This is a genomic window from Paenibacillus sp. SJS-P3 (genome assembly GCF_056711585.1).
This window is the reverse complement of record NZ_CM160043.1, coordinates 1,946,905-1,972,430: the sequence shown is the minus strand read 5'-3', so window position 1 is coordinate 1,972,430 and position 25,526 is coordinate 1,946,905. Positions and strand designations below refer to the sequence as shown.

At 55.7% G+C, this 25,526-nt stretch carries 27 protein-coding genes, 1 tRNA gene and 3 pseudogenes; 12 read left to right on the top strand and 19 right to left on the bottom strand.

The window, feature by feature from the left end; genetic code table 11:
* Window positions 1-16: 16 nt before the first annotated feature.
* Entirely contained in the window at window positions 17-769 is a 753-nt protein-coding gene (kduD, locus tag AC06G8_RS08915; RefSeq protein ID WP_480285410.1) for a 2-dehydro-3-deoxy-D-gluconate 5-dehydrogenase KduD, read from the top strand.
* Window positions 770-929: 160 nt separating this feature from the next.
* On the opposite strand, the pseudogene AC06G8_RS08910 reads toward kduD, so the two are convergent.
* Window positions 930-1,245, bottom strand: a pseudogene (locus tag AC06G8_RS08910) (carbohydrate ABC transporter permease); the annotation flags it as partial.
* A gap of 35 nt (window positions 1,246-1,280) precedes the next feature.
* Between AC06G8_RS08910 and AC06G8_RS08905 the strand changes: the two are divergent.
* The 5 genes and pseudogenes from AC06G8_RS08905 to AC06G8_RS08885 all read left to right on the top strand — a co-directional run.
* Window positions 1,281-1,454: pseudogene (locus AC06G8_RS08905) on the top strand (helix-turn-helix domain-containing protein); the annotation flags it as partial.
* 173 nt (window positions 1,455-1,627) lie between these two features.
* Window positions 1,628-2,326 (top strand): GntR family transcriptional regulator, encoded by a 699-nt coding sequence (locus AC06G8_RS08900; protein ID WP_480285064.1) that lies wholly within the window; start codon window positions 1,628-1,630, stop codon window positions 2,324-2,326.
* A complete protein-coding gene (gene uxuA, locus AC06G8_RS08895; protein WP_480285063.1) occupies window positions 2,323-3,414 on the top strand; it encodes a mannonate dehydratase in 1,092 nt (363 codons plus the stop codon). Before AC06G8_RS08900 ends, uxuA begins: the two co-directional genes overlap by 4 nt.
* Window positions 3,411-4,262, top strand: coding sequence for an SDR family oxidoreductase (locus AC06G8_RS08890; RefSeq protein ID WP_480285062.1), 852 nt, complete (start codon window positions 3,411-3,413; stop codon window positions 4,260-4,262). The genes uxuA and AC06G8_RS08890 overlap by 4 nt, the downstream gene beginning before the upstream one ends.
* Window positions 4,263-4,471: 209 nt before the next feature.
* Window positions 4,472-5,053, top strand: a complete 582-nt coding sequence (locus tag AC06G8_RS08885) for an LOG family protein (RefSeq protein ID WP_447661913.1) — start codon at window positions 4,472-4,474, stop codon at window positions 5,051-5,053.
* A 206-nt stretch (window positions 5,054-5,259) separates the two neighbouring features.
* Here the strand turns inward: AC06G8_RS08885 and AC06G8_RS08880 are convergent, their stop codons facing one another.
* The 12 genes from AC06G8_RS08880 to AC06G8_RS08825 form a co-directional block, all read right to left on the bottom strand.
* Entirely contained in the window at window positions 5,260-6,123 is an 864-nt protein-coding gene (locus AC06G8_RS08880; protein ID WP_480285061.1) for a DUF2785 domain-containing protein, read from the bottom strand.
* 274 nt (window positions 6,124-6,397) lie between these two features.
* Complete coding sequence (locus AC06G8_RS08875) at window positions 6,398-6,622, bottom strand: hypothetical protein (RefSeq protein WP_480285060.1); 225 nt, start codon at window positions 6,620-6,622, stop codon at window positions 6,398-6,400.
* A 152-nt stretch (window positions 6,623-6,774) separates the two neighbouring features.
* Complete coding sequence (arsC, locus tag AC06G8_RS08870) at window positions 6,775-7,230, bottom strand: arsenate reductase (thioredoxin) (protein WP_480285059.1); 456 nt, start codon at window positions 7,228-7,230, stop codon at window positions 6,775-6,777.
* The gene (locus tag AC06G8_RS08865; RefSeq protein ID WP_480285058.1) at window positions 7,220-8,635 is read right to left on the bottom strand and encodes an arsenic transporter; all 1,416 of its coding nucleotides are present in this window, start codon (window positions 8,633-8,635) and stop codon (window positions 7,220-7,222) included. Before AC06G8_RS08865 ends, arsC begins: the two co-directional genes overlap by 11 nt.
* 13 nt (window positions 8,636-8,648) lie before the next feature.
* Window positions 8,649-8,963, bottom strand: coding sequence for an ArsR/SmtB family transcription factor (locus tag AC06G8_RS08860; protein ID WP_480285057.1), 315 nt, complete (start codon window positions 8,961-8,963; stop codon window positions 8,649-8,651).
* Between the two features lie 260 nt (window positions 8,964-9,223).
* A complete protein-coding gene (locus AC06G8_RS08855) occupies window positions 9,224-9,985 on the bottom strand; it encodes a sugar phosphate isomerase/epimerase family protein (protein ID WP_480285056.1) in 762 nt (253 codons plus the stop codon).
* Complete coding sequence (locus AC06G8_RS08850) at window positions 9,982-11,031, bottom strand: Gfo/Idh/MocA family protein (protein ID WP_480285055.1); 1,050 nt, start codon at window positions 11,029-11,031, stop codon at window positions 9,982-9,984. Before AC06G8_RS08850 ends, AC06G8_RS08855 begins: the two co-directional genes overlap by 4 nt.
* 15 nt (window positions 11,032-11,046) lie before the next feature.
* Window positions 11,047-11,892: an MBL fold metallo-hydrolase gene (locus AC06G8_RS08845; protein ID WP_480285054.1), complete on the bottom strand. Its 846-nt coding sequence runs from the start codon at window positions 11,890-11,892 to the stop codon at window positions 11,047-11,049.
* Window positions 11,889-12,659 (bottom strand): SDR family NAD(P)-dependent oxidoreductase, encoded by a 771-nt coding sequence (locus AC06G8_RS08840; protein WP_480285053.1) that lies wholly within the window; start codon window positions 12,657-12,659, stop codon window positions 11,889-11,891. The genes AC06G8_RS08845 and AC06G8_RS08840 overlap by 4 nt, the downstream gene beginning before the upstream one ends.
* Before the next feature lie 12 nt (window positions 12,660-12,671).
* Window positions 12,672-13,508: a sugar phosphate isomerase/epimerase family protein gene (locus AC06G8_RS08835; protein ID WP_480285052.1), complete on the bottom strand. Its 837-nt coding sequence runs from the start codon at window positions 13,506-13,508 to the stop codon at window positions 12,672-12,674.
* Window positions 13,509-13,536: 28 nt separating this feature from the next.
* Window positions 13,537-14,589 carry an oxidoreductase gene (locus AC06G8_RS08830; protein ID WP_480285051.1) on the bottom strand — a complete coding sequence of 351 codons (1,053 nt, stop codon included), beginning with the start codon at window positions 14,587-14,589 and terminating at the stop codon, window positions 13,537-13,539.
* 80 nt (window positions 14,590-14,669) lie between these two features.
* Window positions 14,670-15,806 (bottom strand): Gfo/Idh/MocA family protein, encoded by a 1,137-nt coding sequence (locus tag AC06G8_RS08825; RefSeq protein WP_480285409.1) that lies wholly within the window; start codon window positions 15,804-15,806, stop codon window positions 14,670-14,672.
* Between the two features lie 572 nt (window positions 15,807-16,378).
* Here AC06G8_RS08825 and AC06G8_RS08820 point away from each other — a divergent pair.
* Both AC06G8_RS08820 and paiA read left to right on the top strand, forming a co-directional pair.
* Window positions 16,379-16,831, top strand: a complete 453-nt coding sequence (locus tag AC06G8_RS08820; RefSeq protein WP_447661925.1) for a MarR family winged helix-turn-helix transcriptional regulator — start codon at window positions 16,379-16,381, stop codon at window positions 16,829-16,831.
* Window positions 16,832-16,859: 28 nt separating this feature from the next.
* Entirely contained in the window at window positions 16,860-17,378 is a 519-nt protein-coding gene (paiA, locus tag AC06G8_RS08815) for a spermidine/spermine N(1)-acetyltransferase (protein ID WP_480285050.1), read from the top strand.
* A 77-nt stretch (window positions 17,379-17,455) separates the two neighbouring features.
* Here the strand turns inward: paiA and AC06G8_RS08810 are convergent.
* Window positions 17,456-17,924, bottom strand: a pseudogene (locus AC06G8_RS08810) (ribonucleotide reductase N-terminal alpha domain-containing protein); the annotation flags it as partial.
* A 282-nt stretch (window positions 17,925-18,206) separates the two neighbouring features.
* On the opposite strand from AC06G8_RS08810, the gene AC06G8_RS08805 reads away from it, so the two are divergent.
* The 3 genes from AC06G8_RS08805 (at window position 18,207) to AC06G8_RS08795 (ending at window position 22,012) form a co-directional block, all read left to right on the top strand.
* The gene (locus tag AC06G8_RS08805; RefSeq protein WP_480285408.1) at window positions 18,207-19,973 is read left to right on the top strand and encodes a DEAD/DEAH box helicase; all 1,767 of its coding nucleotides are present in this window, start codon (window positions 18,207-18,209) and stop codon (window positions 19,971-19,973) included.
* Complete coding sequence (locus AC06G8_RS08800; RefSeq protein ID WP_480285049.1) at window positions 19,970-20,926, top strand: YqhG family protein; 957 nt, start codon at window positions 19,970-19,972, stop codon at window positions 20,924-20,926. The genes AC06G8_RS08805 and AC06G8_RS08800 overlap by 4 nt, the downstream gene beginning before the upstream one ends.
* Window positions 20,927-21,088: 162 nt before the next feature.
* Window positions 21,089-22,012 carry a hypothetical protein gene (locus tag AC06G8_RS08795; protein ID WP_480285048.1) on the top strand — a complete coding sequence of 308 codons (924 nt, stop codon included), beginning with the start codon at window positions 21,089-21,091 and terminating at the stop codon, window positions 22,010-22,012.
* Window positions 22,013-22,066: 54 nt separating this feature from the next.
* On the opposite strand, the gene AC06G8_RS08790 is transcribed toward AC06G8_RS08795, so the two are convergent.
* Window positions 22,067-22,258, bottom strand: coding sequence for a YqzE family protein (locus AC06G8_RS08790; RefSeq protein WP_447661929.1), 192 nt, complete (start codon window positions 22,256-22,258; stop codon window positions 22,067-22,069).
* Window positions 22,259-22,382: 124 nt separating this feature from the next.
* On the opposite strand from AC06G8_RS08790, the gene AC06G8_RS08785 reads away from it, so the two are divergent.
* A complete protein-coding gene (locus AC06G8_RS08785; protein ID WP_480285047.1) occupies window positions 22,383-23,099 on the top strand; it encodes an N-acetylmuramoyl-L-alanine amidase in 717 nt (238 codons plus the stop codon).
* Here AC06G8_RS08785 and AC06G8_RS08780 read toward each other — a convergent pair.
* The 4 genes from AC06G8_RS08780 to AC06G8_RS08765 form a co-directional block, all read right to left on the bottom strand.
* Window positions 23,064-23,852: a divergent polysaccharide deacetylase family protein gene (locus AC06G8_RS08780; RefSeq protein WP_447661931.1), complete on the bottom strand. Its 789-nt coding sequence runs from the start codon at window positions 23,850-23,852 to the stop codon at window positions 23,064-23,066. The two genes, AC06G8_RS08785 and AC06G8_RS08780, sit on opposite strands and share 36 nt — an antisense overlap.
* Window positions 23,853-24,269: 417 nt before the next feature.
* Window positions 24,270-24,353 (bottom strand) — tRNA-Leu (locus tag AC06G8_RS08775).
* 153 nt (window positions 24,354-24,506) lie between these two features.
* A complete protein-coding gene (locus AC06G8_RS08770) occupies window positions 24,507-24,893 on the bottom strand; it encodes a GIY-YIG nuclease family protein (RefSeq protein ID WP_447661932.1) in 387 nt (128 codons plus the stop codon).
* A gap of 26 nt (window positions 24,894-24,919) precedes the next feature.
* Window positions 24,920-25,399 (bottom strand): DUF6530 family protein, encoded by a 480-nt coding sequence (locus AC06G8_RS08765; protein ID WP_447661933.1) that lies wholly within the window; start codon window positions 25,397-25,399, stop codon window positions 24,920-24,922.
* Window positions 25,400-25,526 lie beyond the last annotated feature (127 nt).

The window sequence follows — 25,526 nt, the reverse complement described above, 5'->3', positions numbered from 1 at the left end:
AAGGAATGAAGGAATGATGCCCTTGTTCGATTTGACCGGCAAAACGGCCCTTGTCACCGGAACCTCCGGCGGCCTCGGGCAAGCCATGGCCGTCGCCCTGGCCGAAAGCGGCGCTGCCGTCGTCGCCGTCTCCTCCTCGGGAAGCCGGGCAACGGTCGAGACGATCCGCGGCCTCGGCGGCCAAGCGAAGGATCTCCCCGCCGATCTCGGCGATCTGGACGCCCTCGAGGACGTCTATGCCGCTGCTCTCTCCTTCACGGGAGGCATCGACATCCTCGTCAACAACGCCGGCATCATCCGCAGGACGCCTGCAGCGGAGCACGGACGCCGCGACTGGGAGGATGTCATCAACCTGAACTTGAATGCCGTCTTCTATCTCAGCCAGCTGGCAGGAAGGGGGATGATCCAGCGGGGCAGCGGCAAAATCATCAACATCGCCTCGATGCTCTCCTTCCAAGGCGGCGTCAACGTGCCCGGCTACGCGGCGAGCAAGCATGCGGTCGCCGGATTGACCAAGGCGCTCGCCAATGAATGGGCCGCGAAGGGCGTCCAGGTCAACGCTATCGCTCCGGGATACATGATGACGAACAATACCGCCCCTATCCAAGCCGACGAAGGCCGCTATCGTTCCATTACGGAACGGATTCCGGCAGCCCGCTGGGGAACGCCCGAGGACCTGAAGGGACCGGTCGTGTTCCTCGCTTCCCAGGCTTCCGATTACATGAACGGCCACGTCCTCTGCGTGGACGGCGGCTGGATGGTTCGCTGACCGGAATCAGGAGCCTATGCTCCTAGCTTCGTCGCTTGCTACGCAAATCAAGACGCACCGCATAGACGCACCGCATACATCCACATAAAAAGCAGCGGCTCCGGACATGAATTCATCCGATTGCCGCTGCTTTTTGAATCGTACCGATTGAAAGCCGGCATCAGCCTTTCACGCCGCCGACGGTCATGCCTTTGACAAAGTATTTCTGCAGGAAAGGATACATGATGATCATCGGCAGGCTGGCCACGATCGTCATCGTCGCGCGGATGGAGCTCGGCGTGACGAAGTTCGAGCTTGAGTTCGCGCTGTTCGCGAATGCCGACGCCGACGTCATCGAGGAATTCGAGTTGGAGTTCGCCAGCATCTTCATCAGATCGTACTGGAGCGTGCTGAGATTCACTTTCTCGGTTGTAGAGGAACACATCGAACCACGAGTTCCACTGGTAGACGCCCGTGAAGAGCGCGACCGTCGCGAGCGAGAAATTGCCCATCGAGATGCCGTAGTTGAGCATACTGGTCCTCGCTCTTCCTGCATGAATCCAGGCATCCGCTGTCCGACTCAAAGTATTCGATCCAGATGATCGCCGGCATGCTCGGCTACCGCGATATCGCCCACTTCAGCCGCCAGTTCAAGCGCTGGACGGGCTTCTCTCCTTCCGAATACAGGAAGCAGCTGCATGTCTGAGCCCCGCTGCAGACTGCGATTCCGAAAGCAACGGCGCCTTGGACGGCGGCTTGGACGCCTGATCGGGCCGCTGCCGATGCTGCATCCGCGCACCTCCGTTCCCGTTTTCAAGAAAACGCTGTCAAACTGGTATGGTAGTATGGTAGTATCAAAAAGGAGGAGGCGATACCGCCATGAATCAACCCCTCGCAACCCGCGGTTCATCCACCCGCGACATCGTGTACGACAGCTTGAGAGAACAGATTCTCAGCCTGGAGCTGCCTCCGGGAACGGCTCTGTCCGAAAAGGACTCGGCCGCCGCCTTCGGCGTCAGCCGCACTCCCGTACGGGAAGCTTTCCTGCGGCTCGCTCAGGAACAGCTGGTCCAAGTGCTCCCGCAGCGCGGCACCTTGGTCTCGCTGATCGACCCGGAGCTCGTGGAGGAAGCGCGCTTCATGAGGGAGCAGCTGGAGAGAGCCGTCATCCGGCTCGCCTGCGCCGGCTTCCCTCCGCTCTCGCTCTCCGCGTTGCGGGACAATCTCGCCGCCCAGCAGGATGCGATGACGCGGCTCGACGACCGGAGGCTGTTCGAGCTCGACGAGGCGTTCCACCGCGCCTTGTTCCAGGGCTGCGGCAAGCTGAACACCTGGTCGGTCATCCAGCAGATGAATCTTCATCTGAACCGGGCCCGCTTGCTGCGTCTGGCGAGCGATCCCCATTGGACTCATCTGTACGAGCAGCATGCCGCCATGGCGGAAGCGATCGCCGATGGACGCGAGGAAGCAGCCGACGACCTCATGAAGCAGCATTTGCGGCTCGGCATCGCCGACCAGGAGCTGCTCAAGAAGGAGTATCCGCATTATTTCAAGCCGGAAAGGGAGAATGCCAAGTGAACATGAGCTTCCGCTGGTTCGGTGAAGGCAACGATACCGTCACCTTGAGCCAAATCAGGCAAATTCCAGGCGTCACCGAGATCGTCTGGTCGCTGCACGACATTCCGGCCGGGGAGGAATGGCCCCTCGACCGGATCGTGGACATCCGAGATCAGGCTGCGGCGCATGGCCTCGGCATCAACGTCGTCGAGAGCGTCAATATCCACGAGGACATCAAGCTCGGACTCCCGAGCCGCGATGTCTACATCGAGAACTACATAAAAACGATGGAAAAGCTGGCTCAAGTAGGCGTGAAGGTCATCTGCTACAACTTCATGCCCGTCTTCGACTGGCTGCGCACCGATCTCCATCATCCGAGCGGAGACGGCTCGACCGCTCTGTTCTATGAGAAAAGCCGGATCGAAAACGTCGATCCGTTCGAGCTCGTCCGGCAAATAAACGCGAATTCCACGCTCACGATGCCGGGCTGGGAGCCGGAGCGCCTCTCCCATCTCACTTCCTTGTTCGAGGCGTATCGCGGAGTGACCGAGGAGCATCTCTGGGATCACCTGAAGTATTTCCTCGACAAAGTCATCCCGGCGGCGGAAACGCTCGGCATCCGGATGGCCATCCACCCGGACGATCCGCCATGGCCGATCTTCGGCCTCCCGCGCATCATCACCGGTCAGGACAACCTGCGTCGCTTCCTGTCTCTCCATGACAGTCCCGCCAACGGCATCACGCTGTGCAGCGGCTCGCTCGGAGCGAACCCCGCCAACGATATCGTCGGCATGATCCACGAATTCGCGGACCGCATTCCGTTCGCCCATATCCGCAACGTCAAGGTGTTCGACAACGGAGACTTCATCGAGACGTCCCACCGGACGCAGGACGGAACGGTCGATATCGCGGGCATCGTGAAGGCTTACCACGACATCGGCTTCGACGGCTACGCCCGCCCGGATCACGGACGGCATATCTGGGATGAGCAATGCCGTCCCGGCTACGGACTGTACGACCGCGCGCTCGGCATTATGTATCTGTGGGGATTGTGGGACGCCGCAGGCAGCCTGACTCCATCCGCCGTGAAGAAGGGACACGCTTCATGAGTCTCCTGCCTCTGCATGCTTCTCTCGAAGGCAAAACCGCCGTCGTCACGGGCGGCTCCGGCGTGCTCTGCCGAGTCATGGCGCTGGAGCTCGGCCGCCAGGGCTGCCGCGTCGCCGTCCTCGGCCGCAGCCTCGACAAAGCGGCTGCCGTCGCCGATGAAATCACGGCTGCCGGCGGCACGGCCATCGCGCTCTCCTGCGATGTGACCGATCCGGACAGCGTCGCAGCCGCTGCCCTGTCCGTGCAGGAGCGGCTCGGTCCATGCGACATTCTCGTCAACGGCGCCGGCGGCAACCATCCCAGCGCCAACACGACGAACGAGATTTTCCGCTCCGGGGATCTGGAAGACGAGAAGACGGTATCCTTCTTCGATCTCAGCGTCCAGGGCTTCCGGAACGTGTTCGACCTCAACATGGTCGGAACGCTCCTTCCGACCCAGACGTTCGCCAAGCAGATGCTAGGACGGGGCGGCACCGTGCTCAACGTCTCCTCCATGAGCGCTCCTTCGCCGATGACCAAGGTGCCGGCCTACAGCGCCGCCAAAGCCGCGATCAACAACTGGACGCAGTGGCTGGCCGTCCATATGGCCGAATCCGGAATCCGCGTCAACGCCATCGCTCCGGGCTTCTTCCTCACAGAGCAGAACCGCGGGCTGCTGCAAAATCCCGACGGCAGCTGGACAGATCGCTCCGGCAAGATCATCGCCCATACTCCGATGCGCCGCTTCGGCGTTCCGGAGGATCTGCTCGGCACGCTGCTCTGGCTGCTCGACTCCGACTCGTCCGGCTTCGTGACCGGCACGGTGATTCCGGTCGACGGCGGATTCATGGCTTATTCCGGCGTATGATAGAGCTGACGTCCTGGGGCAGCCTCGTATTCAACGGTACGAACGGCATCGCATCCACGAGCAAGAAAGCAACCGTATTTTAATCTCTGCTAGATCCGAGTCCGGCAGCCGAATGATTGCATTCGGCTGCTTTTTACTATTTTTCAACATCTCTCCAGGCTTCTCGTTGGTATAATGAGAGGGACTGCTTTTAGGGGAGGTAGACACGTTTGAAAGCAATCGCGGTATTTTGCGGATCCAGCATGGGCGCCAAGCCGACCTATGCCGAAGGAGCATCCAGACTCGGTTCGGAACTGGCTCGGAGGGGAATCACCCTCGTCTATGGCGGGGCAAGCGTCGGCATCATGGGAGTGCTCGCCGATTCCGTTCTGCAGGCGGGCGGCCAGGTCATCGGCGTCATTCCAACGATGTTGGAGGAAAGGGAGATTTCCCATCGCGGACTCACCGAACTGATCGTGGTCGGTTCCATGCACGAAAGAAAGCTGAAAATGTCCGAGCTCGCGGACGGATTCATCGCGATGCCCGGCGGCCCGGGCACGATGGAAGAGCTGTTCGAGATCTTCACCTGGGGACAGCTCGGCCTGCACGGCAAGCCGATCGGCTTGCTGAACGTGGACGGCTACTACGACGGGCTGATCTCTTTCTTCGGCCATATGAACAAGGAGCAGTTCCTCCAGGACAAATACATGTCGATGGCGCTGTCGGATTCCGACCCGGCCTCGCTGCTGGACAAATTCGCTTTGTATACGCCTCCGGAAGTCAAGACGTACATCAAGAAAAGCCAGACGTAACCGCCGAACGGTACGGCTCCATCTATGCAGGGCAAGCAAAAAGGCATTGCGACGCCAGCGGCGTCGGAATGCCTTTTTTTGCAACGAAAGAACCCGAATACGGAAATGTTTTCGTAAGCAGGCCTAAAAACAGAGAGCAAGCCGCCTTGAGACGACAGAATCGGATCGGGTTCGGGCGACTCAGGATCAAGCTCAGAGCAGCCGGATCAGGAGGTTTGCCGCTGCCTGTCCGCGACGGCAAATCTGTTCAGGCTCGCTTCCGTTTCGAGAATAGCGGCGGCAAGAGCATTTCCTCCCCCCTCTTGTCCTCTTCTGAAGTAAAGAGAGCGAAGAAGGCTCTTGCCGTTCACACGGGCGACAGCCTGCGCCCGGCTTCCCGGCCAATTCAAGCAGGTCGATAATCCGGTTATCCAATCCCCGATCTCCGCCTGAGCAAGCCGCCCAACGCCGATCATGGCGTCCACGATGCTTGCGATTCGTTCATCCTCTTCCTCGCCGAAAATATGGCTTCCATTCTGCAGCATGCCTTGGATCGCGGCAAGCATCTCGCGCTGTACCGCAGCATCGCTTTCCGGGCACTGGACCAGCTCCTTCAGCGCATCCGCTCCATGCGCGGCACTGTGCGCCCAGCCTTCTTCAGGCAGAAGCCCGCGAAGATCCTTTTCCTCCCGATAATAGCGGAGCAGCGAATGTTTCAGAAGCTCATAGCCGTCTTGGTCCAGAAAAGGCTTTCGACTATGCCGCCTGGCGATCAAAGCCAGCGGCAATACGGAGAAAGTCCTCGTAAATACCGTCTGATCGCCATCCCTGCCGATATGGTAGAACAAATGATTCTCATCGGCGAGCACCTTGAGAAGGCTTTGCCATTCTTCTTCGGTCAATCTCTCCTCCGTCATCCAGACATAGAATGTCGGATAGATGAGTCCATCCCGCAATTCCGGATCGGGATCGCCGATGAACCGCAGCATTTGAGCGATATAATCCTCCCTGCTCTCTCCTACGCGAAGCTGGTAGTTCTCCTTCTCTACTCTTTGCAAGTTATGTCTGAGCTGCGTCCTCGCATCGTTCATCTCTTTATCCCCTTCATCATGCATTCGATCTCTTCCACCACAAGCTCCGGCTCATACACATGAATGTAATATCTGCCCGGCAGCTTGCAAAAAAGCCCGCAGGAGGTCAACATCTGCGGACGTAGCGAATCTATTCGTTCAATAGAGACTCTATCTTTCCATGTTCTAATCAGCATAACATGGAGGATTCATGAACCTGAGGTAAGAAATAGGTTAAACCGATTTCCCCTGCAAATGATCATTCGGATGATGACAATCAAGCGAATTTCCCCATCTACTCTACGTCGCTTGAAAAGGAAAAGAAGATGGAAGGGAAGAATAGGATTACAGCTATCCCCAAAACAACAAATACCGAATAACCAAACCATTGCAGTATTTTTGGCATCGTCTTCATATCGATTTTTTTAGTAGGCGTACCCATGATGTTGTGATAATGATTTGTAACGTCGTTAAAAGAAGAAATGTCATTTTTATTTTCATTGGATTCATTATCTTTCATGGGGCAGCATCTCCTTTAAATAAGCCCGACATGATTACATCCTTGAGCATAGTGTAGTGTAGAAGCCTCTATGCAGAAAAAGCAAAAAGGCATTCGGACGCCAGCCGCGTCGGAATACCTTTGTTGCAACCAAAGAACCCGTTGAAAATGTTTTACTGGCGGGAGGACGGCTCCTCGCCGGCCGCGTTCCTTTCCCGTACAAAATCGGCGATTCGGGCATGAATGGCATCGCGCACCTCGCGGAACTTCGCCATGATCTCCTCTTCCGTTCCCGTCGCCTTGGCGGGATCCTCGAATCCCCAGTGCCATTTGATGACGTCCGTATTGGATATGGCCGGGCAATGCTCGTCTGCATGCCCGCATAGGGTGATGACATAATCGGCAGCGTTCAGCAAATCGAGATCGATCACATCCGAGCTGTGCCCGCTTATATCGATCCCGGCTTCCTTCATCACCTGCACGGCGCGTGGATTCAAGCCGTGAGCCTCCAAGCCGGCGCTTCTGACGTCGAACCGTCCACGCCCTTCCGCCTTGAGAAAGCCGTCGGCGATCTGGCTGCGGCAGGAGTTGCCGGTACATAAGAAATATACCATCGGTCTAGCGTTCATAAGACGGGATATCCCCTTTCCTTTTCGATTTTGATCTTGCAATCAGCAGCCAGCCGAAGGCAACAAAGATCAGAACAGCGCCCGCATTCGCAAGCCAGACATGAATGATATTCAAGGACAGGAAAGACAGCCACAAATAGAGTCCGACCAGAGTAATCAGCAGCGTCGGAACCGTAAGCGCGATTCCCGCTTTGAAATAATACCCCCAGCCGATGCGCAAGCCTTTGCGGGACAGCACATGCAGCCACAGAAGAGTCGCGAGCGAGCCGATCGGCGTGATTTTCGGTCCGAGATTGGAGCCGATGACGTTGGCATAGATCATCGCTTCCCGAATGACGCCGCTCGTCTTCGTTGCCTGGATGGCCAGCGCATCGATCATGACCGTCGGAAGATTGTTCATGACGGAGGACAGGAACGCTGCGATGAACCCTGCGGCTATGCTCGTGATCAGCAAGCCTTGCCGGCCGATCGCTTCGAACAGAGAAGTCAGCGAGTCCATCAGCCCCGCATTCCGAAGGCCGTATACGACGACGTACATCCCGATGGAAAAGATGACGATCGACCACGGCGCGCCTTTGACCAGCTTCCGGACATCCATCTCCGGGCTTCTGCGTACCGCTGCCAGGAACAGGAGCGCGATCGCTCCCGCCGGAATGGAAACCGGAACATGCAGCCAGCCGCTGGCGAAGTACGTGATCGGAAGAGCCGCCAGCACCACCCAGGCCATCTTGAACAGCCGGGGATCCTTGATGGCGTCCAGCGGATTTTTCAGCTCGCCGACCGTGTAGCTGCCGGAGATGCTTTTCCGGTAGAACAGGTACAACACGAGCAGGCTGGCCGCTATGGAGAATAGCGCGGGAACGATCATCACGCTGGCGTATTCGTCAAAGGAGATGCCGAAAAAATCGGCGGAGACGATATTGACGAGATTGCTGACGACAAGCGGCAAGGATGCCGTGTCCGCAATGAAGCCGCTCGCCATGACGAAAGGCAGGACCATCCGCTCGTCGAACCGGAGCGCGCGCACCACCGCCAGCACGATCGGAGTCATGATGAGCGCGGCTCCGTCGTTGGCGAACAGAGCCGATACGGCCGCCCCCAGCAGAATCATATAAATGAACATGAGCAGGCTGCTTCCTCCGGCCAGCCGCGCCATATGCAGGGCCGACCATTCAAAAAAGCCGATCTCGTCCAAAGCCAGCGAGATCAGGATGATGGCGACGAAAGCCAGCGTCGCGTTCCATACGATTCCCGTTACCGCCGCGACATCCTCAAGGGTAACGACTTGAAAGAGCAAGGCAAGAACCGCTCCCCCGGCGGCCGGCCAGCCGATGCCGAGTCCTTTGGGCTGCCAAATAACGAATACAAGCGTAGTTGCAAATAGAATTGCTGCCGTGATTGCCATCTTTGACCCCTCTTTATTCCCCGCAGCCCTTCAGCCGGCTCAGCCGTTCGGTTTGCGGCGGGATGCAGCTTAAAATCGATTCCACATGAGATTTGTCTTCCAGGTTTAAAGAATAGTAGATCCAGGTCCCTCTCCGGGACTCCTTCACCAATCCGGCCGCCTTGAGCTTCCCCAGATGCTGGCTGACGCCCGGCTGCGACAATCCGACCAGCTCGACAAGATCGCATACGCATAACTCTCGTTCCCGAAGGTAGGCCAGGATCATGAGCCGGGATTTGTCGCCCAATAACTTCAAATGTCCGGCCAATTCTTCAATCCGCGCTTCCATTATGTACCTCCAACATGAACTTCTCTCCCTATTATATTAGCAATCGTTTATATAAACAATCGCTAATATAGTGTGCCGGTCTTTTTATTTGTTGGAAATTCAGAAGAAATTCTCCTCGTCACTGCGTTCAAATGTTCGTACCTTCTTCGGCGGCATAGAAAAATCCCCTCCGATCAACAGCGCCGAGTTCAAGATGGCATGAACTCTTTTTCACTGTCTGCCATGAGGGGATCATATCCTCCTGTCATGCTGATAAAGGTTTAAACTAGACCAGCCTCTTTCAAGTTAAGATAACTGACCAGCACCGTTTGGAATGCGGTCAAGTTGCGCAGCTGATCCTGCTCGACAGTCATCCATTCGACCCCGCCGATTTCACAGGCCGTCCGGATCGAGTCGTGGATGCTGACGATTCCGGTTCCGACTGCCGTCCATTTGCCGACCACGTCCGTCCCATACACATCCTTGATATGTATCGCGGGGACGCGGCCTGCCATTTTGCGCAAGATGTGAGCCGGATCGGCTCCGCCGACTGTAATCCAAGCCACATCCATTCGGAAATACAACGATTTCGGATCGGTATGCTCCGCGAGAATATCCAGTGCATACAGGCCGTTGAAGGTCGTCTTGAATTCGTGGTCGTGGTTATGGTAGCACAGCTTCAGCCCTTCGGCAGCCAACCGGGCGCCTGCGGCATTGTACAGCTCGGCGTCACGCAGCAGCTCCTCTTTCGAGTTGCAAGGCGCCCACCACAAGGTTACATGGGAAGTTTCCAAGGACAACGCCTCCGCAATGACTTTGTCGAGATCGTTGCGCAATTGATCTGAGCTCGCACTATGAGTGGCTACTTGCAGACCCAGCTCATGAAACCGCCTGACATTGGCTTTCACATCTCCTTGCAGAAGCTCGCCGGCTCCTTCGATGCCTTCATAGCCGATCTCAGCCACGCGCTGCATCGTTCCCCAGAAATCCTTATCCGCTTCTTCTTTAATCAAGCCGATAAGACCTAGCTTCGGTCTGTTCATATCGCCAGCTCCTTGTCGTTTTTGTCCTTTGACGGAAAAGCTCCGCTCTCAAGCATCGTTATGAATGGATTGTCGGTTACGCCCGTAAGCGGCAGTTGAACGCGCGCATTGCGGCGTACCGATTCGTAGAAGGAAAAGATAATTTCCGCCGCGCGAAGCGCTTTGCGATGGGACAGCTCGGGTTCCTCTCCCGAAACGAGACAGTCGATGACATTTCGGAACAGGCCTGCCATCTGTTCGTTCGGCTCGCCGGTCTCTACTGGAGGCTTCCACGACGGGTCTGCGTACACGGCCGCCTCGCGGATATCTCCATCCCAGAACACCTCGATAAACCCTTTGGTGCCCGTAACTCGAACGCCGCCCCAAATATCCATGTCAGGTCCGCCGGCTTGGATGTTCGCACGAACGCCGTTCTCAAACACGACGATTCCTGCAAAAACGGATTCGGAAGGAACTTGAAACCAGTTATAGGTTTCACTGACATCCACTGAACCGAGCACCCACTTGGCTGGGCATTCGTTCATGAAGCTCATCGCCTGATCGAATGTGTGCGTCCCGCAGTCGAGAAGATTGGGCGGAGAGTACAGATCCATCCGAACGATCTGCCCGAATACGCCTTCGTCCAGCAGCCGGCGCACCATCCTGTTCCCGGAAGCAAAGCGCCGCTGGTGGGAGAACGTCAACTGGCATCCCGTCTCTTCGGCGATGCGCCCCATCTCCAAGCTTTCCCCCCAAGTCGGCGCCATCGGCTTCTCTGACGACACTGCCTTTACGCCCGCCTCCGCGCAGTCGCGAAATACAGACAAATGAAGCGGTGTCCATAAGCAAAGGATGACCACATCCGGACAGGCCTTCGCCAGCATTTCCTTATAATCGGCGTATACATCCGCATTGAAGCCGAATTCACTGTTCAACGCTTCGGCAGCCGACGCCTGAAGATCGGATAATGCTACGACACGGCATCTGCTGTCGGCTTTAACCCCTATGGCATGCTCATAGGCGCGTTTCCCGCAGCCGATAAAAGCCACACGATACGATTGGCTCATTTCCAATCCCTCCATTTATTCGCTCAATGCCGCAGCGGAAACGTACACAAATCGTTCGAACCGCGCCATTACGTGGCTCTTCTGCGTCGGATGCCGATCATACAGATAGTCGATAAAATAACCCGGGTGTTCCGAATTTCCTGCGAACATATCGTAATGCAGCGGAATGACCGTGTCGAAGCGAGCAGCGACCGAGAGCTCTGCCGCTTCCCTATAGTTCATGTTGCCTACGATATTCCTCGCATTGCGGAAGGGGTCGCGCCCGTTGATCGGCAGCATGCCGAGGTCTATCGATTCGGCTTGCAGCAGCTCGATCAGTCCGGGATACACGGTGGTGTCTCCGGCGTGGTACATCGTTACTCCGTTAAGCTCCACGACATAGCCTACAAAGCGATGGTCAAGATCATCATCGTATTCCAGCTCTTCATGGGCGGAGGGCAGCGGTTTGATCCGGAACCCCGGTCCGTTCCACCACTCATTCGTCCGCGCCGAGATCAGCTTGTCCGGTACAACTCCGAGCCGCAGCATCTCCTCCCGGCAATATCCCGGAGCCATATAGACCGGGTCGCTGTGGGCTGCCGCCAAAGCAGACACTGTGTCCGGATCCATATGATCCATATGGTCATGGGTAATCAACACATACTGTGCATTCGTCATTTGCTGCGGCTTCAGCGGCGGCTCGAACGCCCGATGCGGCGAGGGCGTCAAATACGGATCGATGTAAATGACCACATCCCCTCCCTTGATGACGACGCTGCATTGGCCGAGAAACCATACCGCCAGCATGCCGAACGGTACTCGCGTGCCGTCGATCTCTCGGATCAGCGCTTCTCCGATACGTGTCGATGGTTTGTGCGTCATAAGCCCAGCCCCCCATTGATGTGCAGCTCGGTTCCCGTCACTTGGCTCGATTCATCGGATAACAAATAGACGGCTCCATAGGCAATATCTTCAGGAGTCTGCATGCGGCCGGAAGGTACATGTGTCAATGCCTTCGTATGCAAATCTTCCTCGCTTATGCCCATGTTCTGATGGAGTTCGATTTCTCCTTCGGAAGCTACCCAGCCGACAGTAACCCAGTTCGAGCGAATGCGATCTCTCCCATAGTGGGCAGCGATATGGCGGTTCAACGTAAGCATGGCTCCCTTGGAGCAGGAGTAGGCAGCCAATTCCTTTGCGCCTTTGTAGCCGTTCGTAGAGCCCATATGGACGATAGAGCCTCCTCCGGTTTTCTGCATCGATTGAATGGCGTACATTGAACAGAAGAAAGCGCCTTTCATGTTGACGGCAATAATCGAATCGAACTGCTCCTCCGACGTATTCACCATCGAGCCTCTTGGGAAAATGCCGGCATTGTTGACAAGACCATCAACCCTGCCGTACCCGTGGAGCGTCTCCTCGATCAGCTGCTTGCACGCCGCTTCCCGGCTGATGTCCCCTTGAACAAACAACGCCTCTGCGCCATGGACTTCCTTCATTTCTTTTACAACTCTGGCGCCGTCCTGCTCATTCCTCCCCCCCACTACTACCGTCGCGCCTTCTTTGGCGCACATCATAGCGACTCCCTTGCCGATGCCCTTCGTTCCGCCTGTTATGACGATCACCTTGCCATCAAGCCGTCTCCCCATGCTGATCTCCTTTCAGCGTACAACCTCAATGCGGTAGGCACGGATCATGGATTCCAATCCGTACCGCGCCGCTTCAAGAGCGCTTTTGCCCCCGAAGTCTTCAATGAACAATTCCAGCGACAAATATCCTCTGTAACCGCTTTCGTACAACAGTTGGGCAAGCTTCCGCGATGGCGCTATTCCTTCTCCCGGGAATACGCGTTCCCGATCGGTTATGACAGCTCTTTCCGGAAGCTCCGGATAATCGTTGACATGCACGATACCGATACGCTCCCCGTTCATATAGGCGATGCCGTCTATACTGCTGCCGCCCGTATACATATGGAAGGGGTCCAGCAAAATTTGCGCATCCGCTGCTCCGCTCTCTATCGCGACATACAGCGCTTCGCTAAGCTTGGACAGCTTATTCGCTCTGCCCCAAAATTCCAGATAGGGCTTGATCCCGATGCTGCTGGCCGTATCCGCAAGCCGGGCGAAATTAGCTGCCATGCTGTCCAGCGACACGGGTGCGACATGGCCGAACGGCGGTGCAGCTACAGCGGCGCAGCCGAGCTCGGCCAGCATCCGCATTTCCTGCGCCGCCTGGATGAACGCTTGCTCCCGTGCCGATTGGTCCGCATCCGACCATGCGAAGAAGGCGATCGCGTTGACGACGGCTATGCCCGTGTCCGATATGTAACGTCGAAGCTCGTTGATCGAGCCTCCGCCGGCCACATAGGCGTCGATATCCTTCACCCAAAGCTCGATCCCCTCATAGCCGGCTTCGGCAGCGACTCTAACCTGCTCTTTCACATTCAGCTTGAAAGGAAACAAAGTCGAAGCATTCAATGCGGGTTTAAATGGAAACATACGGCTCCTTCACATCCAATCATTTCGGTTAAGGCGTTACCAAGATGGTCCGGTTTTCTACACTGCTCCTCAGCCCCAGCTCGATCAAGCGAATCGCCATGCGCGCCTGCTCCGGCTTGACCTGCAGCTCTGCTTTGCCGTTGATGGCATCGGCCACGTTCTGGAAATAAGACGTGTACGAGCCCGGTATCGTTTGAACGCATCCCACAAAGCGAAGCCCCTCGATGGACGTATTCAGTTTGCCCCACGCCGATTCCGGCTCTGATCCCCAGTTCGGCTTAAGCGGCGTGTCGCCTTGGATCAACGCCTGCTCCTGCGGATCGAGCCCGTATTTGACGAAAGATCCCTTCGTTCCATGGAGCACAAATCGCGGACCGCGCTCGCGAACGAGCTTGGAGCTCTTCAAGCGGACTCGCAATCCATCGTCGTAGCCGAGCATGACATTGAAGTAGTCGGTGGCGATGGCGTCATCGCGAATCGTCCGGATTTCGGCTTGGATTGACTTCGGCATGCCGAACAGAGTAAGCGCCTGATCCAGAAGATGCACCCCCAGATCATAGAACACCCCGGTGCCCGGCGCTCCGCTGTCACGCCAATTGCTGCCTGCGTTCGGCTGGTACGCATCCCAGCAGAAGTCAGCTTCGCTGATCCGGCCCAGCACTCCTTGGCGGACCAGCTCTCGAATCGTGAGAAAATCGCCGTCCCAACGCCGATTATGAAACACGCTCAGCACTTTCCCGCGTTCCTTCGACAGCGCGATCAATCGATCGGCTTCCTCCGTCGTAACTGTAAACGGCTTTTCAACGATGACATGTTTCCCCGCTTCTAGGGCGTCCTTCACAAACTCATAATGATGCGGACTCGGTGTCGTCACGACAACCAGATCGATACGGTCATCCCGATATAAATCGCTTGCATGCTGAACTAAATCTACCGATGGATACTTCTCCTTGGCTGATGTGCCGCTCCGCTGCACCACTGCTGCCAGCACCAAATCAGGCACAGCGGCAATAACCGGTGCATGGAACGTTCTGCCGGCAAACCCATAACCGATTAAACCTGCGCGAAGTACATTTCCCATCTTGACCACTCCTCTAGATGGTGAGCAAATAGGACGAACGATTGGGGGGCCTCTTTATTACAGGGATTGACAGCTCCTTGCTAGAGGTCCAGCTGATTGTATTTCAATCCAAGCGGCAGCGGCGCGGGACGGTCTACCTTTGTCTGGAGATGCACATGCCGATTCGTCTCCGAAGCCTCTAAGATACCGAGCGATATGTCCAAAATGTGCTCGGCCAAGCGGCCGCTCGCCCGATTAGGCCTGCCGCTGCGAATCGCATACGCCATATCTGCAACGCCAAGCCCTCTGCTGTCTTCCGTAAATCCGTGCGAAAGCGGAAGCTCCTTTACTTCACCGCTGCGGGACTGGATGGTCAGCAAGCTGCCCAGTCCGGATACAGGACCGAAAAAGTTCGGATCCGGCACCGTCATATTTCCTTCCGTACCGAAGATTTCCAGCCTCGGCTTGTAGCCAAAGCTTTCCTTGGCAGCTTGCAAGCTGGCAACCGCACCGCTGTGGAAGTCCAGTACGGCCGTAACGTTGGTAGGCGCTTCTACCGGGACGGTGTCGCCGCAACGCGGAGATTTGGGGTTTTGAATAATGATTTCTTGGCGGAGCTGCTGAGCGGAACCGGTCACTCTCCGAACGGGACCCAGCAAATGGACCAACGCCGTCAAATAATACGGTCCCATATCCAGGAGAGGATCGCCGCCGAGTTTCAAGAAATTTTGGAAGTTCGGATGCATGCCGGCTTCGGCATTCCCCATAATGATCGTTGCATTAGCGGCATACGGGGTTCCGATCCAGCCTTCATCGATGAGCTTGCGGCAAGTTTGCAGCGCACCGCCCAAGAAGGTATCGGGAGCGCAGCCGACGAGCAGGCCTTTGGACTCCGCAATCGACAGCACCTCTCTTGCATCTTCCTTTGTCAGAGCGAATGGCTTCTCGGTGTAGACATGCTTGCCGGCGTGGAGCGCCTTTAGATTGATCGCCGCATGCGCTGCTGGAGCTGTCAAATTGAGAACGATTTCAATTTCCGGATTCGCAAGCAGCTCGTCGACCGAGCATGCTGCAGGAATGTTGAATTCTTCCGCACGCTTCTTGGCAAGCTCAGGCATCAGATCCGCACAAGCGACGAGGTCCACGACATGATCGAACACTTGCGTCAAATTTTTCAAATAAATTCCGCTGATCATTCCGCAGCCAATGAGGCCTGCTTTTACCCTATGCATCAACATCACCTATTCTTTCTCCGATTATTTTTCCATAATTAAGAAAATTCGAACGCATTCTTATTCTATCACGGTATAGACGGGATGAGTATCCGCCCCTTCCGCCAAGGGCGTTCCATGGAGCGGTCGACTGCTGGCCGTACAAGATGAGTTCTTCGCCGTTTCGGACGGAGTACGCCTTGCCCGCGTCTATTTTGAACAACAGAATTTAAGCTGTTCAAGTTGGATACGTATTGAGCGGACAGCTTCGCGAACAAACTGTTTTGCACCGAAAATACGATGGGAAGATCGTTCTTTCACCGATGAACAGCTTCGTGGGCAAGTGGCAAATATAAGGCGTATCGTATTGTACTACTCTGTACCGATCACGTTCCGCGATGATGGCGTCCGCTTGGCTCTGTTGCCCGTTGTTGTTGATCTTTCATTCAACTATCTGGCAGGATAGTTGAAGTAAACAGCAAAAAAAAGGACCGATTAGAGATAGATATATGTTGCAAATGCAACAAATTTGATTTAGAATAACTGATATCGGTTTTGTTGAGTTTGCAACAAAATAAATATGTTTTAAGGAGTTTATTATGAAGGAAATCCTTCGTGAAATTGGGATGATCGCTAGGGCCTTAGATTCAATAAGTAATATCGAATTTAAAGAGTACGACCTTACAAAAGGGCAGTTCTTGTACCTTGTGCGAATATGTGAAACCCCAGGAATCATTCAAGAAAAGTTGGCTGAAATGATAAAGGTGGATCGAACCACAGCAGCTCGTGCAATTCAAAAACTTGAAATGAATGGATTTATTGAAAAGAAAGACGATACACAGAACAAAAAAATTAAAAAGCTCTTTCCAACAGAAAAAGGTGGAATTGTTTATCCTTTCATAAAAAGAGAACACGACTATTCCAATAGCGTTGCACTAGATGGATTTTCAGAAAGCGAAGTAGAAACCATCTTCACTTTTCTTCAAAGAATAAGAAGAAATATTGAAAAAGATTGGGAGTTCGTAAAAAAGGGAAATAAGAGGAATTATTGATTTTTACAAAAAGGAGCTACATGCTGAAATGACGATAAGTATACAAAAATGTATCCTTGACGATTTACGCAAACTTCAAGAAATTAGTGTTGAAACATTTACAGAGACATTTAAAGACCAGAATTCACCCGAAAATTTGAACGCCTATCTGGATAGGGCATTTAACTTAAATCAGTTGGAAATGGAATTATCCATTTCTTATTCGCAATTTCTTTTTGTTTATTTTAATCATGAAGTTGCAGGATATTTAAAGGTCAACACCAATGATGCCCAGTCTGAAGAAATGGGTGACGAAGCACTTGAGATCGAGCGGATTTATATAAAAAAGATATTTCAAGGACATGGACTTGGCAAATATCTGCTAAATACAGCGATAGAAACTGCGATGGAACGCGATAAAAAGAAAATCTGGCTAGGTGTATGGGAAAAGAATGAAAATGCTATTGCTTTCTACAAGAAAATGGGGTTTGTTCAAACAGGGTCCCACTCTTTCTATATGGGTGATGAAGAACAAATAGATTTTGTAATGACTAAAACCCTCATATAACTTTGTAATGAGATTCAACTGAAGGAGACAAAAGCTCCAGAAAACACATGGGCAGCCGATCACACGATCGAACACCGCAATAAAAAAGCAGTGTAGCTGATCAGGCAGCCCCAGGACACCGCTCCGCTGGAGGAGCCGTTCACGCCGGCCACGATCGCGCGCCTGGGGCGCAGCGAGCTGAGATTGATGCCGACGCCCCCGCCCCGGGCCATAATTTCCGTCATTTCCGAGAGCATCTCCATGATTCCGCCGCGGCTGTCATGCGGAGATGGAATGACGTAGCAGTTGAACAGCGTCAGCTCCTCGCCGATCCCCGCGCCAGCGGCGATGCGCCCGCCCGGCACGAGCTTCCAGTCGTCCAGGATGCTCCGGAACCGCTTCTCCCAACGCCACCGCGCCTCCTCGTCCTCCTCTACCGATGCCATCGCCTTGGCCAGGCGGTCCCACATCTCCTCAGGCCTCGCCCGGATCGGCTTTCTTCCACGCGTACCGGTCCAAAAATATTTTCCCGCTCAACCCGTTCAGACGTTCAGCCTTCGTGTCCACATGCAGCCAACCATTCCGTATCCGGCGCGGCCCATGATTCGCGATTTCTCCGGGCTGCCGAAATTTATTAGGCCAAGAAAATCAATATCTAGTATCTATTCTAATTATACCCTACAACATATTGGTTTTGCTCCATGATTCTCGACTTTTTTCCTCTCCCTTATTAGAAGCCCTAGCTTAGGGCATACTGGGAACATTCCAAAGCCGAGAGGAGCCGATAACTTGTCGCGCACAACAAGAGAGAACGGATCCGCCAAGCTGCATCCGCTCGTCGATTTCCGCATGGACCGGAGCTGGTTCGACGATCTGCAGGCCCGGCTCGAGCGCAATGGCCCGTGGGACGACTGGACTCTCTATCAGCTCGCCATGGAGGCCGAGCAGTCCCGGCGCATCGAGAGCTTCGAGGAGCTGCAGTCGCTGCGCTTCCTGAACGGCCTGGAGCCGATGAAGCATCAGATCGATACAGCGGTCAAAGTGCTGCATGATATGGGCGGACGCGCCATTCTGGCGGATGAGGTCGGACTCGGCAAGACGATCGAAGCCGGGCTGGTGCTGAAGGAATACATGGTACGCGGTCTCGTGAAGCGCGCGCTGATTCTTGTGCCCGCATCGCTTGTCCTGCAATGGGTCCGGGAGCTCAACAGCAAGTTCGGCATCGCAGCCGTCGCCCAGAAGCGGGCCCACACCTGGAACTACGATGTCGTCGTCGCTTCCATCGATACGGCCAAGCGGGAGCCGCACAAGGATCTGCTGCTCTCCACCGACTATGACATTCTCATTATCGACGAAGCCCATAAGCTCAAGAACAAGAAAACGACGAACTACCAATTCATTACGCAGCTCCGCAAAAAGTACTGCTTGCTGCTGACCGCCACACCGGTCCAGAACGACCTCGAGGAGCTCTACAATCTCATCACGCTGCTGAAGCCCGGCCAGCTCGGCGGACACGGCGAGTTCTCATCCAATTTTGTCGTCGGCAAGCGGATGCCCAAGAACGAGGATCAGCTGCAGGAGGCGCTGTCCGGCGTCATGATCCGCAACCGGCGCGGCGAAGGAGATGTGAAGTTCACGAAGCGGATCGTCCGCAACATCCCTTTGCACTTGTCCAAGGAAGAGATGGACCTCTATCACGCGGTCACTTCCTTTGTCAAAGAGCGCTATGAGGAAAGCGGCGGCAACCTGACGAGCATGCTGTCGATGGTCACGCTGCAGCGCGAGGTATGCTCGAGCCGCGACTCGGTGTTCCTCACCCTCGTGAACCTGTTCAAGAAGACGGCTGAGGACTCCCCCATCCGCGGCAAGATCTGGGAGCTGATCGAGGTCATCAAGCAGATCAAGTCCAACACGAAGGCGGAGAAGGCGATGGAGCTCGTGCGGGAAAGCGATGGCAAAGCGATCATTTTCACGGAATACCGCGCGACGCAGGAATATCTGCTCCAGTTTTTCCGCGGCAGCGACATTACCGCCGTCCCTTACCGGGGCGGGATGGGCCGCGGCAAGAAGGACTGGATGATGGATCTGTTCCGCGGCCGCGCGCAGGTGATGATCGCCACGGAAGCAGGCGGAGAAGGCATCAATCTGCAGTTCTGCAGCCGCATCATCAATTTCGACCTGCCTTGGAACCCGATGAGGGTGGAGCAGCGGATCGGCCGCGTGCACCGGCTCGGCCAGACCGAGGATGTCCAGATCTACAACCTGTGCACGATCGGCACGATCGAAGAGCATATCGTCAATCTGCTGCATGAGAAGATCGATATGTTCGAATCCGTCATCGGCGAGCTGGACCATATTCTCGAGAAGTTCGAGAAGGAGGAAAGCATCGAGGAGAGGCTTGCGCGCCTCATGCTGGAGGCAAGCGATCCCGACGTCTTGTCCGAGAGCATCGAGAATCTGGGCCGTTCGATCAGCAGCATGAGAAGAAGCCGGGCTGCGGAATCCGGCGAGCCCGATGTATCCGAGGAGCCGGCCGGCACAGCGGCCGCGCGCAAGCATGCGATCAACCGTCTGCTGGACGGGGTCGGACATGTTGTGGAGGTGGATTCGCCATGAACGGAAAGCAAGTGCATCGCTATATCCAGAAGTACGCGGAGGCGACGGGATGCCGGATCGTCGAGAAATCCCCTTCCCATCTGACGGTGAAGCTGTCGCCGCAGGCGGACCGGGAGCTGACGAACCGTCCTTATTACTGGAATTATGTCGACCGCGCCGGCGTGGAGCCGGAGACGATGACTTATCTGTTCGTGACCGACCGCTCCCGGTACGAGGAGCTGGCTAAGGAACGAGAGGAGCAAGAAGCCCGGACGCAGGCCGGCGCGAGTCCGAATCCGATGGAGCAGGCCGCCCAAAGCGCGCTCGGCCGCTCCATCGGCTTTCTCCACAGCTCCGTCTCCGGCGTCCGCACGCCGCGCGAGGACATGTATTTCGGCGCGCGCAAGCTTGATCAGCTGTTCGAGGCCGCGCGCACGGGAGGCAGCTTCGTCTATTTGTTCCAGGAGCCGGAGCGCCGCTCGCTCCACCCGACGGAATCAGTCGCGTATACGGCTTGGCTCGGTGTCAATCTGCGTGTGGAATTCGCCTGCGACATGAAGCGCGAGGAAATCCATTCCTTCGGCGTTTCTCTCGCGACCGGAACCGTCGTGGAGCGTTTCCACGAACGGCTGGTGGACCTCAGGATGACGCCCAGGCTCCCCGCCAACGTGCATACGGCCAAAAACGGCATCACGCTGGGCAAAGCGTTGAGCCTGATCGAAGCCTCTCTCGAGCGCAAGCTCAGGGGAGCGGATTTCTCCTGGGCCGAAGCCGCCTCGCGCCGTCTGGAGGAAGAGCTTGAGATCGTCGCCCACTATTACGATCGCCTGCTGGAATCTGCGGAGGAGGAGCAGCGAGCCGCTGCCGAGGAGCAATATGCGACCCGGAAAGAAGAAATCCGCTGGCAGTTCGAGCCGCGGGTGACCGCATCCTCGATCAACTGCGGCATTTTCCATCTGGAAGGCATCGAGTGACAGCAATCTTCCGTGTCAGCCCGATCTCGCCAATAATAGCGGTCGTTTGCGCGACAGAATGCAGCATTCTTCTCGCGCCGGCCGCTCTACAATCAACTAGACAAGCTTCGTAATCAAGCATGCTGCCACCCTATAGCGATACGACAGGGGGATGTTGAAAAAATGAGAAGAAGATACGCCATCACCGCGTCAGCCGCAATCGCGGTTTTGCTTTGCGTCCTGTTCCTGGGGAATGCTGCGGCACATGCCTCGTCTCCAGCCGCCTCCGCTCCCGGATTGGCGGAACAAGCCGAAGCCTGGCGGCTGGCGCTTTCCGCCCAACCGGAATTTTTCGGCTGGAAGGGCGCCCGCGCCGTCATCGAGCCTCTCGGTCCAGGCACCCATTCATGGCTTGTGACGCTGGATAAAGCCGGACGGACAACCGGATATATGATTATCAACGCCAGGCAGCCGGATGGATATTCCCTTGGAGAATATGGGGCGGGCTCCTACCCGCTCTATTCATCCGCCCTGCTCCAAAAGAAGCTCAAGGAGCAGAATGTGGCGGCTGCACAACGATCAAAGCTCTACGCCTCGCCTGCCGAGGCGGTATGGCGGATCGTAACCCAAGACCGGGAAGTCGTCTACGCCGACGCTTGGACAGGAGAAATCCTCCCCATTTCCGACGGTGACTGGGCCAAGCATTTGAAAACCTCGTCCACATCCGATGTCAGCGCTTCTGAAAACGAAAAAAAGACAACGTTGGCGTTGTCTCTCTCGTCTGCAGCCCCGCCGTCCAAAACGGCGGTAGCGTATGCCCGGACGCTGCGCTCATCCGATCCGATGCAGCGGCTCAGCTGGCTTGTGTCCAAGCCGATCGGCAGCCCGACCTCCGGCTCTCTCGCTTCTATTCTCAAATCAGGTCGTCCGCTGGATTACGCATCCGAGCTGTATGCCGGCAAAGTGCTTCAGGTGTGGCAGGCAGCCGGCCTTCACCGCTGGACGACGGGCCAAGCCTATGCTTCCTTCGTCAACACGGAATCGGCTGCCAAACGTTACATCACCCTTGACCAAGCCCTGCTGGCAGGCCAGTTCTACCGCGTCTGAGCAGAAAATGCCGGCAGCCGCCGAGCGAAAACTCTTCGTCTGCCGAAGCGGCGATCATCCCTCCTTGCGGCGGAGCAGTCTGAACCAGATCAGCATGCTCATGCCAGGGACGCCGAACCAGCGCGTCAACCAAGGCTCCTTGGCCTGCTTATGATCGCTGCGCTTCTGCTTGCGCACTTCACGGGGCGTTTCCACATAGACAACCAGCTTCTCGGTCATGTATTTGATCCAATCTTCGGGGTCCATCGTTGTCGCCTCCTCTTTATGCGCTTAGTATGTCCGATAACTTCTTGGCGCAAACGGGAATAGTCCTGCCTGATTGCGGCAAAGTATAAAGGTTCGGACAACTTTGCCTTATGGAGGATTGCAAATGGATTTGCGATGGTTCGCAGCCGCGGCGCTTGCGGCAGCCCTGGTTCTCCAACCGGGCACAGCGGCAGCCGGGACCCTTCACGACTCGTCGGATTCCGATCCTGCCGGCCCCAGGTACAAAGGAGCTCTCCCCTATGCCGAAGTTCTCATCGACGCCGGCCACGGAGGCATCGACGGCGGAACTTCCCACGAGGATGTGCTGGAGAAGAACATCAATCTCGCTGTCGGCAAAAAACTGCTGGCGAGCCTGCAGCAAAAAGGGATCAGTGCCGTCTTGAACCGCAGCTCCGACTACGCGCTCAGCGAGGAGAACCGCTGGCATCCGAGCCGGTCCCGTCATCAGCGGGATTTGTCCCAGCGGCGGCAGCTGACGGAGGAAATCCACACCGGCCTGCTCGTCAGCCTGCATGTGAACTGGTCCCGCAGAGCCGGTGCGCGCGGACCGGTCGTGCTTCATCAAGAGCGCGGCGAAAGCGTGCTGCTGGCCTTATGCATTCAGGACTCCTTGAACCGGCAGCAAAAAACGAATGAGCTGCCCCGTGCGGGCAGCCCATTCTATTTGCTCAATACGGTCAAACAACCTGCCGTCATCGTGGAAATGGGATTCATCAGCAATGATGGGGACAGGTCCATGCTGACTTCGCAGAAAGGCCAGGAGCAGGTAGCCGAAGCCGTCGCGTCAGGGCTTCGGCAATATAAGCTGCTCTTCCGCTGAGGCCGGAACAAGCTCGGACAGCCGGACGAACCGGGTCGTGCCCGACATTCCGGCAGCTGCCCGGGACAACGCTCCCGAGGTCATGAGGCCCGGAGTGCCGACATGCCCGATCGTGATGCTGTCCGCCTGGCCGGCGGACAGCTTTTTCAATTTGTCGACTTGTCTGGCGATATGGCCGGCTTCGTATACATCGTCCAGGAAGACGTCATTGCGCAGGACGGGTACCCCGATCTCAGCCGCGACTTTCGGAACGACCGTCTTGAATGTCGTCCGGCTGTCCAGGAAAAACAGCTCCCGCTCCTTGCATACCTGCAGGACGATCCGCATGATGCGTTCATCAGCCGTAATCTTGCTGCCCATATGGTTGTTCATGCCGGCCGCATGAGGCACATCGTCGATCGCCTTCTGCACCGCGAGGCGAACCTGATCATCAGTCATGCTGCTGAACAGCGCTCCCGGCCCCAGCCACTCCGGCTTGCCCTTGTTCGGTTCCATCGGCATATGGACAATGACATCCAGGCCGAGGCGATGCGCCTTCTCGGCGTCGGCATGCGTGGAAGGCATGAAGGGCATGATCGCGGCCGTAATCGGTACCGGCAGCTTGAACATCTCCTCGGTGCCCTTCATGTTGTTGCCGAAGTCGTCAATGACGACGGCAACCCGATGCGGTGAATTCGCCGACACATGCTGCTGCGGCAAGAGCCCGATTACAAGCATGCCGGCCGCCGCGGCTTTCCAGATTGCGTTCCTCATTGATCTGCACCCCCTGAAGGTTTCTCCTTCATTTTGCAGAGAAGGGATGCGTTTTATGTAAGGAGAAAAATGGCCTGCTCCATCCTGGAAGCCGCCCCCATGCCTTTTTCAGAATCAGCCTGGGCATCGGCGCTGAATCTTATCTGCGCTTTCTGAACGAAACGAGCCGCAAGGCTTCCCGTAAGGAGTCGAAAAAGCAGTCGAATTGGGACGTTTGCGAAACTCGGAGACTCGTGCAATTTGCCAAGCATTAGGCACATTCGCTTCCATGATCTTCGCCACAGCTTGCTCATCTTGACTGCAGCTCAAAGATTTCGTCAGCTCAAGTCATGAGCAACGCGTTACAAATCCCAACAATACAAAAAACTCCTGAATCGTCGCCAGGACAAATTCAAGAGCTCTTGCATTGTTAATTAATGCGGTCAAGAGGACTTGAACCTCCACGTCATTGCTGACACTAGAACCTGAATCTAGCGCGTCTGCCAATTCCGCCATGACCGCGAATCACAAGAAATAATATAACACGAAGAAGAAAGTGATGTCAACCCTTTCCTGTCTATTTTTTAGTTTGATTTTAATTGATTTAGATTGCCGACTCAGCAGCTTTCGGGAGCTTGCTTTAATTTTCCGTTCCGCAGCAATACGCAGGCTGCCTTACCGCTTGGGCTTGTTGTATCCGTTGTCGCCGTAAGGCTGCAGCTTTTCGATCCACAGCTCCAGAAGCGCATCCACTTCGGCCTGATAGGCCTTCAGCTCCTCGGGATCTCCGGCGTACTCTTCTCTCGGCTTGATCTGGTCCAGCTCCTCGAAGACAAAGCTCTCCGCTCCGTAAGCCTTCCAATCGCTCTTCAATTCATGCAGCGTATTCATCCCCGTGCTCTTGAAAAAATCCAGCCGGTTCTTCGCTCCGGGCAGATCCATGCTGCCGCATACAAGCACTTTTCCGTTTTCCTTGTTCCGGATCTGATAAACGCCCATCGGGCGGAACGATTGCTTGTAGGAGGCGGCGAGCTCCTTCTTGCTTTGCTTGTCCAGCGCCATCCCAATCCCTCCTCTTCAGATTCAAATCAATAGCCCATCTCCGCCAGAATGCGCGAAAGCGTGCGCAGCCTCTCTCCGATCAGCTCTCCATCATCGCTCAGTGCCTGGCTGAACAGCTGGATGTCCTCGTCGAGCTTGTCATTATCCGTACATACGGCTACCGTCATGGCATCTCCCTGGAGGCCGATCCGGTCGATCACAGGGTTTGCCGGATCGTACAGCTTGGGATGCTGGTAGGCTTCGCGGAAGTGAGCCATGCCGCTCGCAACAAGAATCGCCAGATCCAGCACTCTGTGCAGAGGGAGCTCCTCCGATTGCCGGGACCATTTCTCTCCCGTGTAGCGCCATACTTTTGCCGAAATGTCGACCTTTCCGCGGTCATTCCATTGGGCAAGGCCAAGCGACAAGCCTTTCGCATCCGAATGGCCGGCCTGGCGTCCATCGACATTGACATAGTTCTCAACCGTAAGGACCGGTTTATGCTTGAGCGTAGTTGGAATTTTCATTCTAAATCCTCCAAAAGAAAGATGTGCTCGAAACGATGAATTACTAAGTTAATAAATTACTGAATTACTAATTTACTTCTCACCTCATCATATCGTCGCGAGCATCCGCAGTCAAGGGAGGACCATG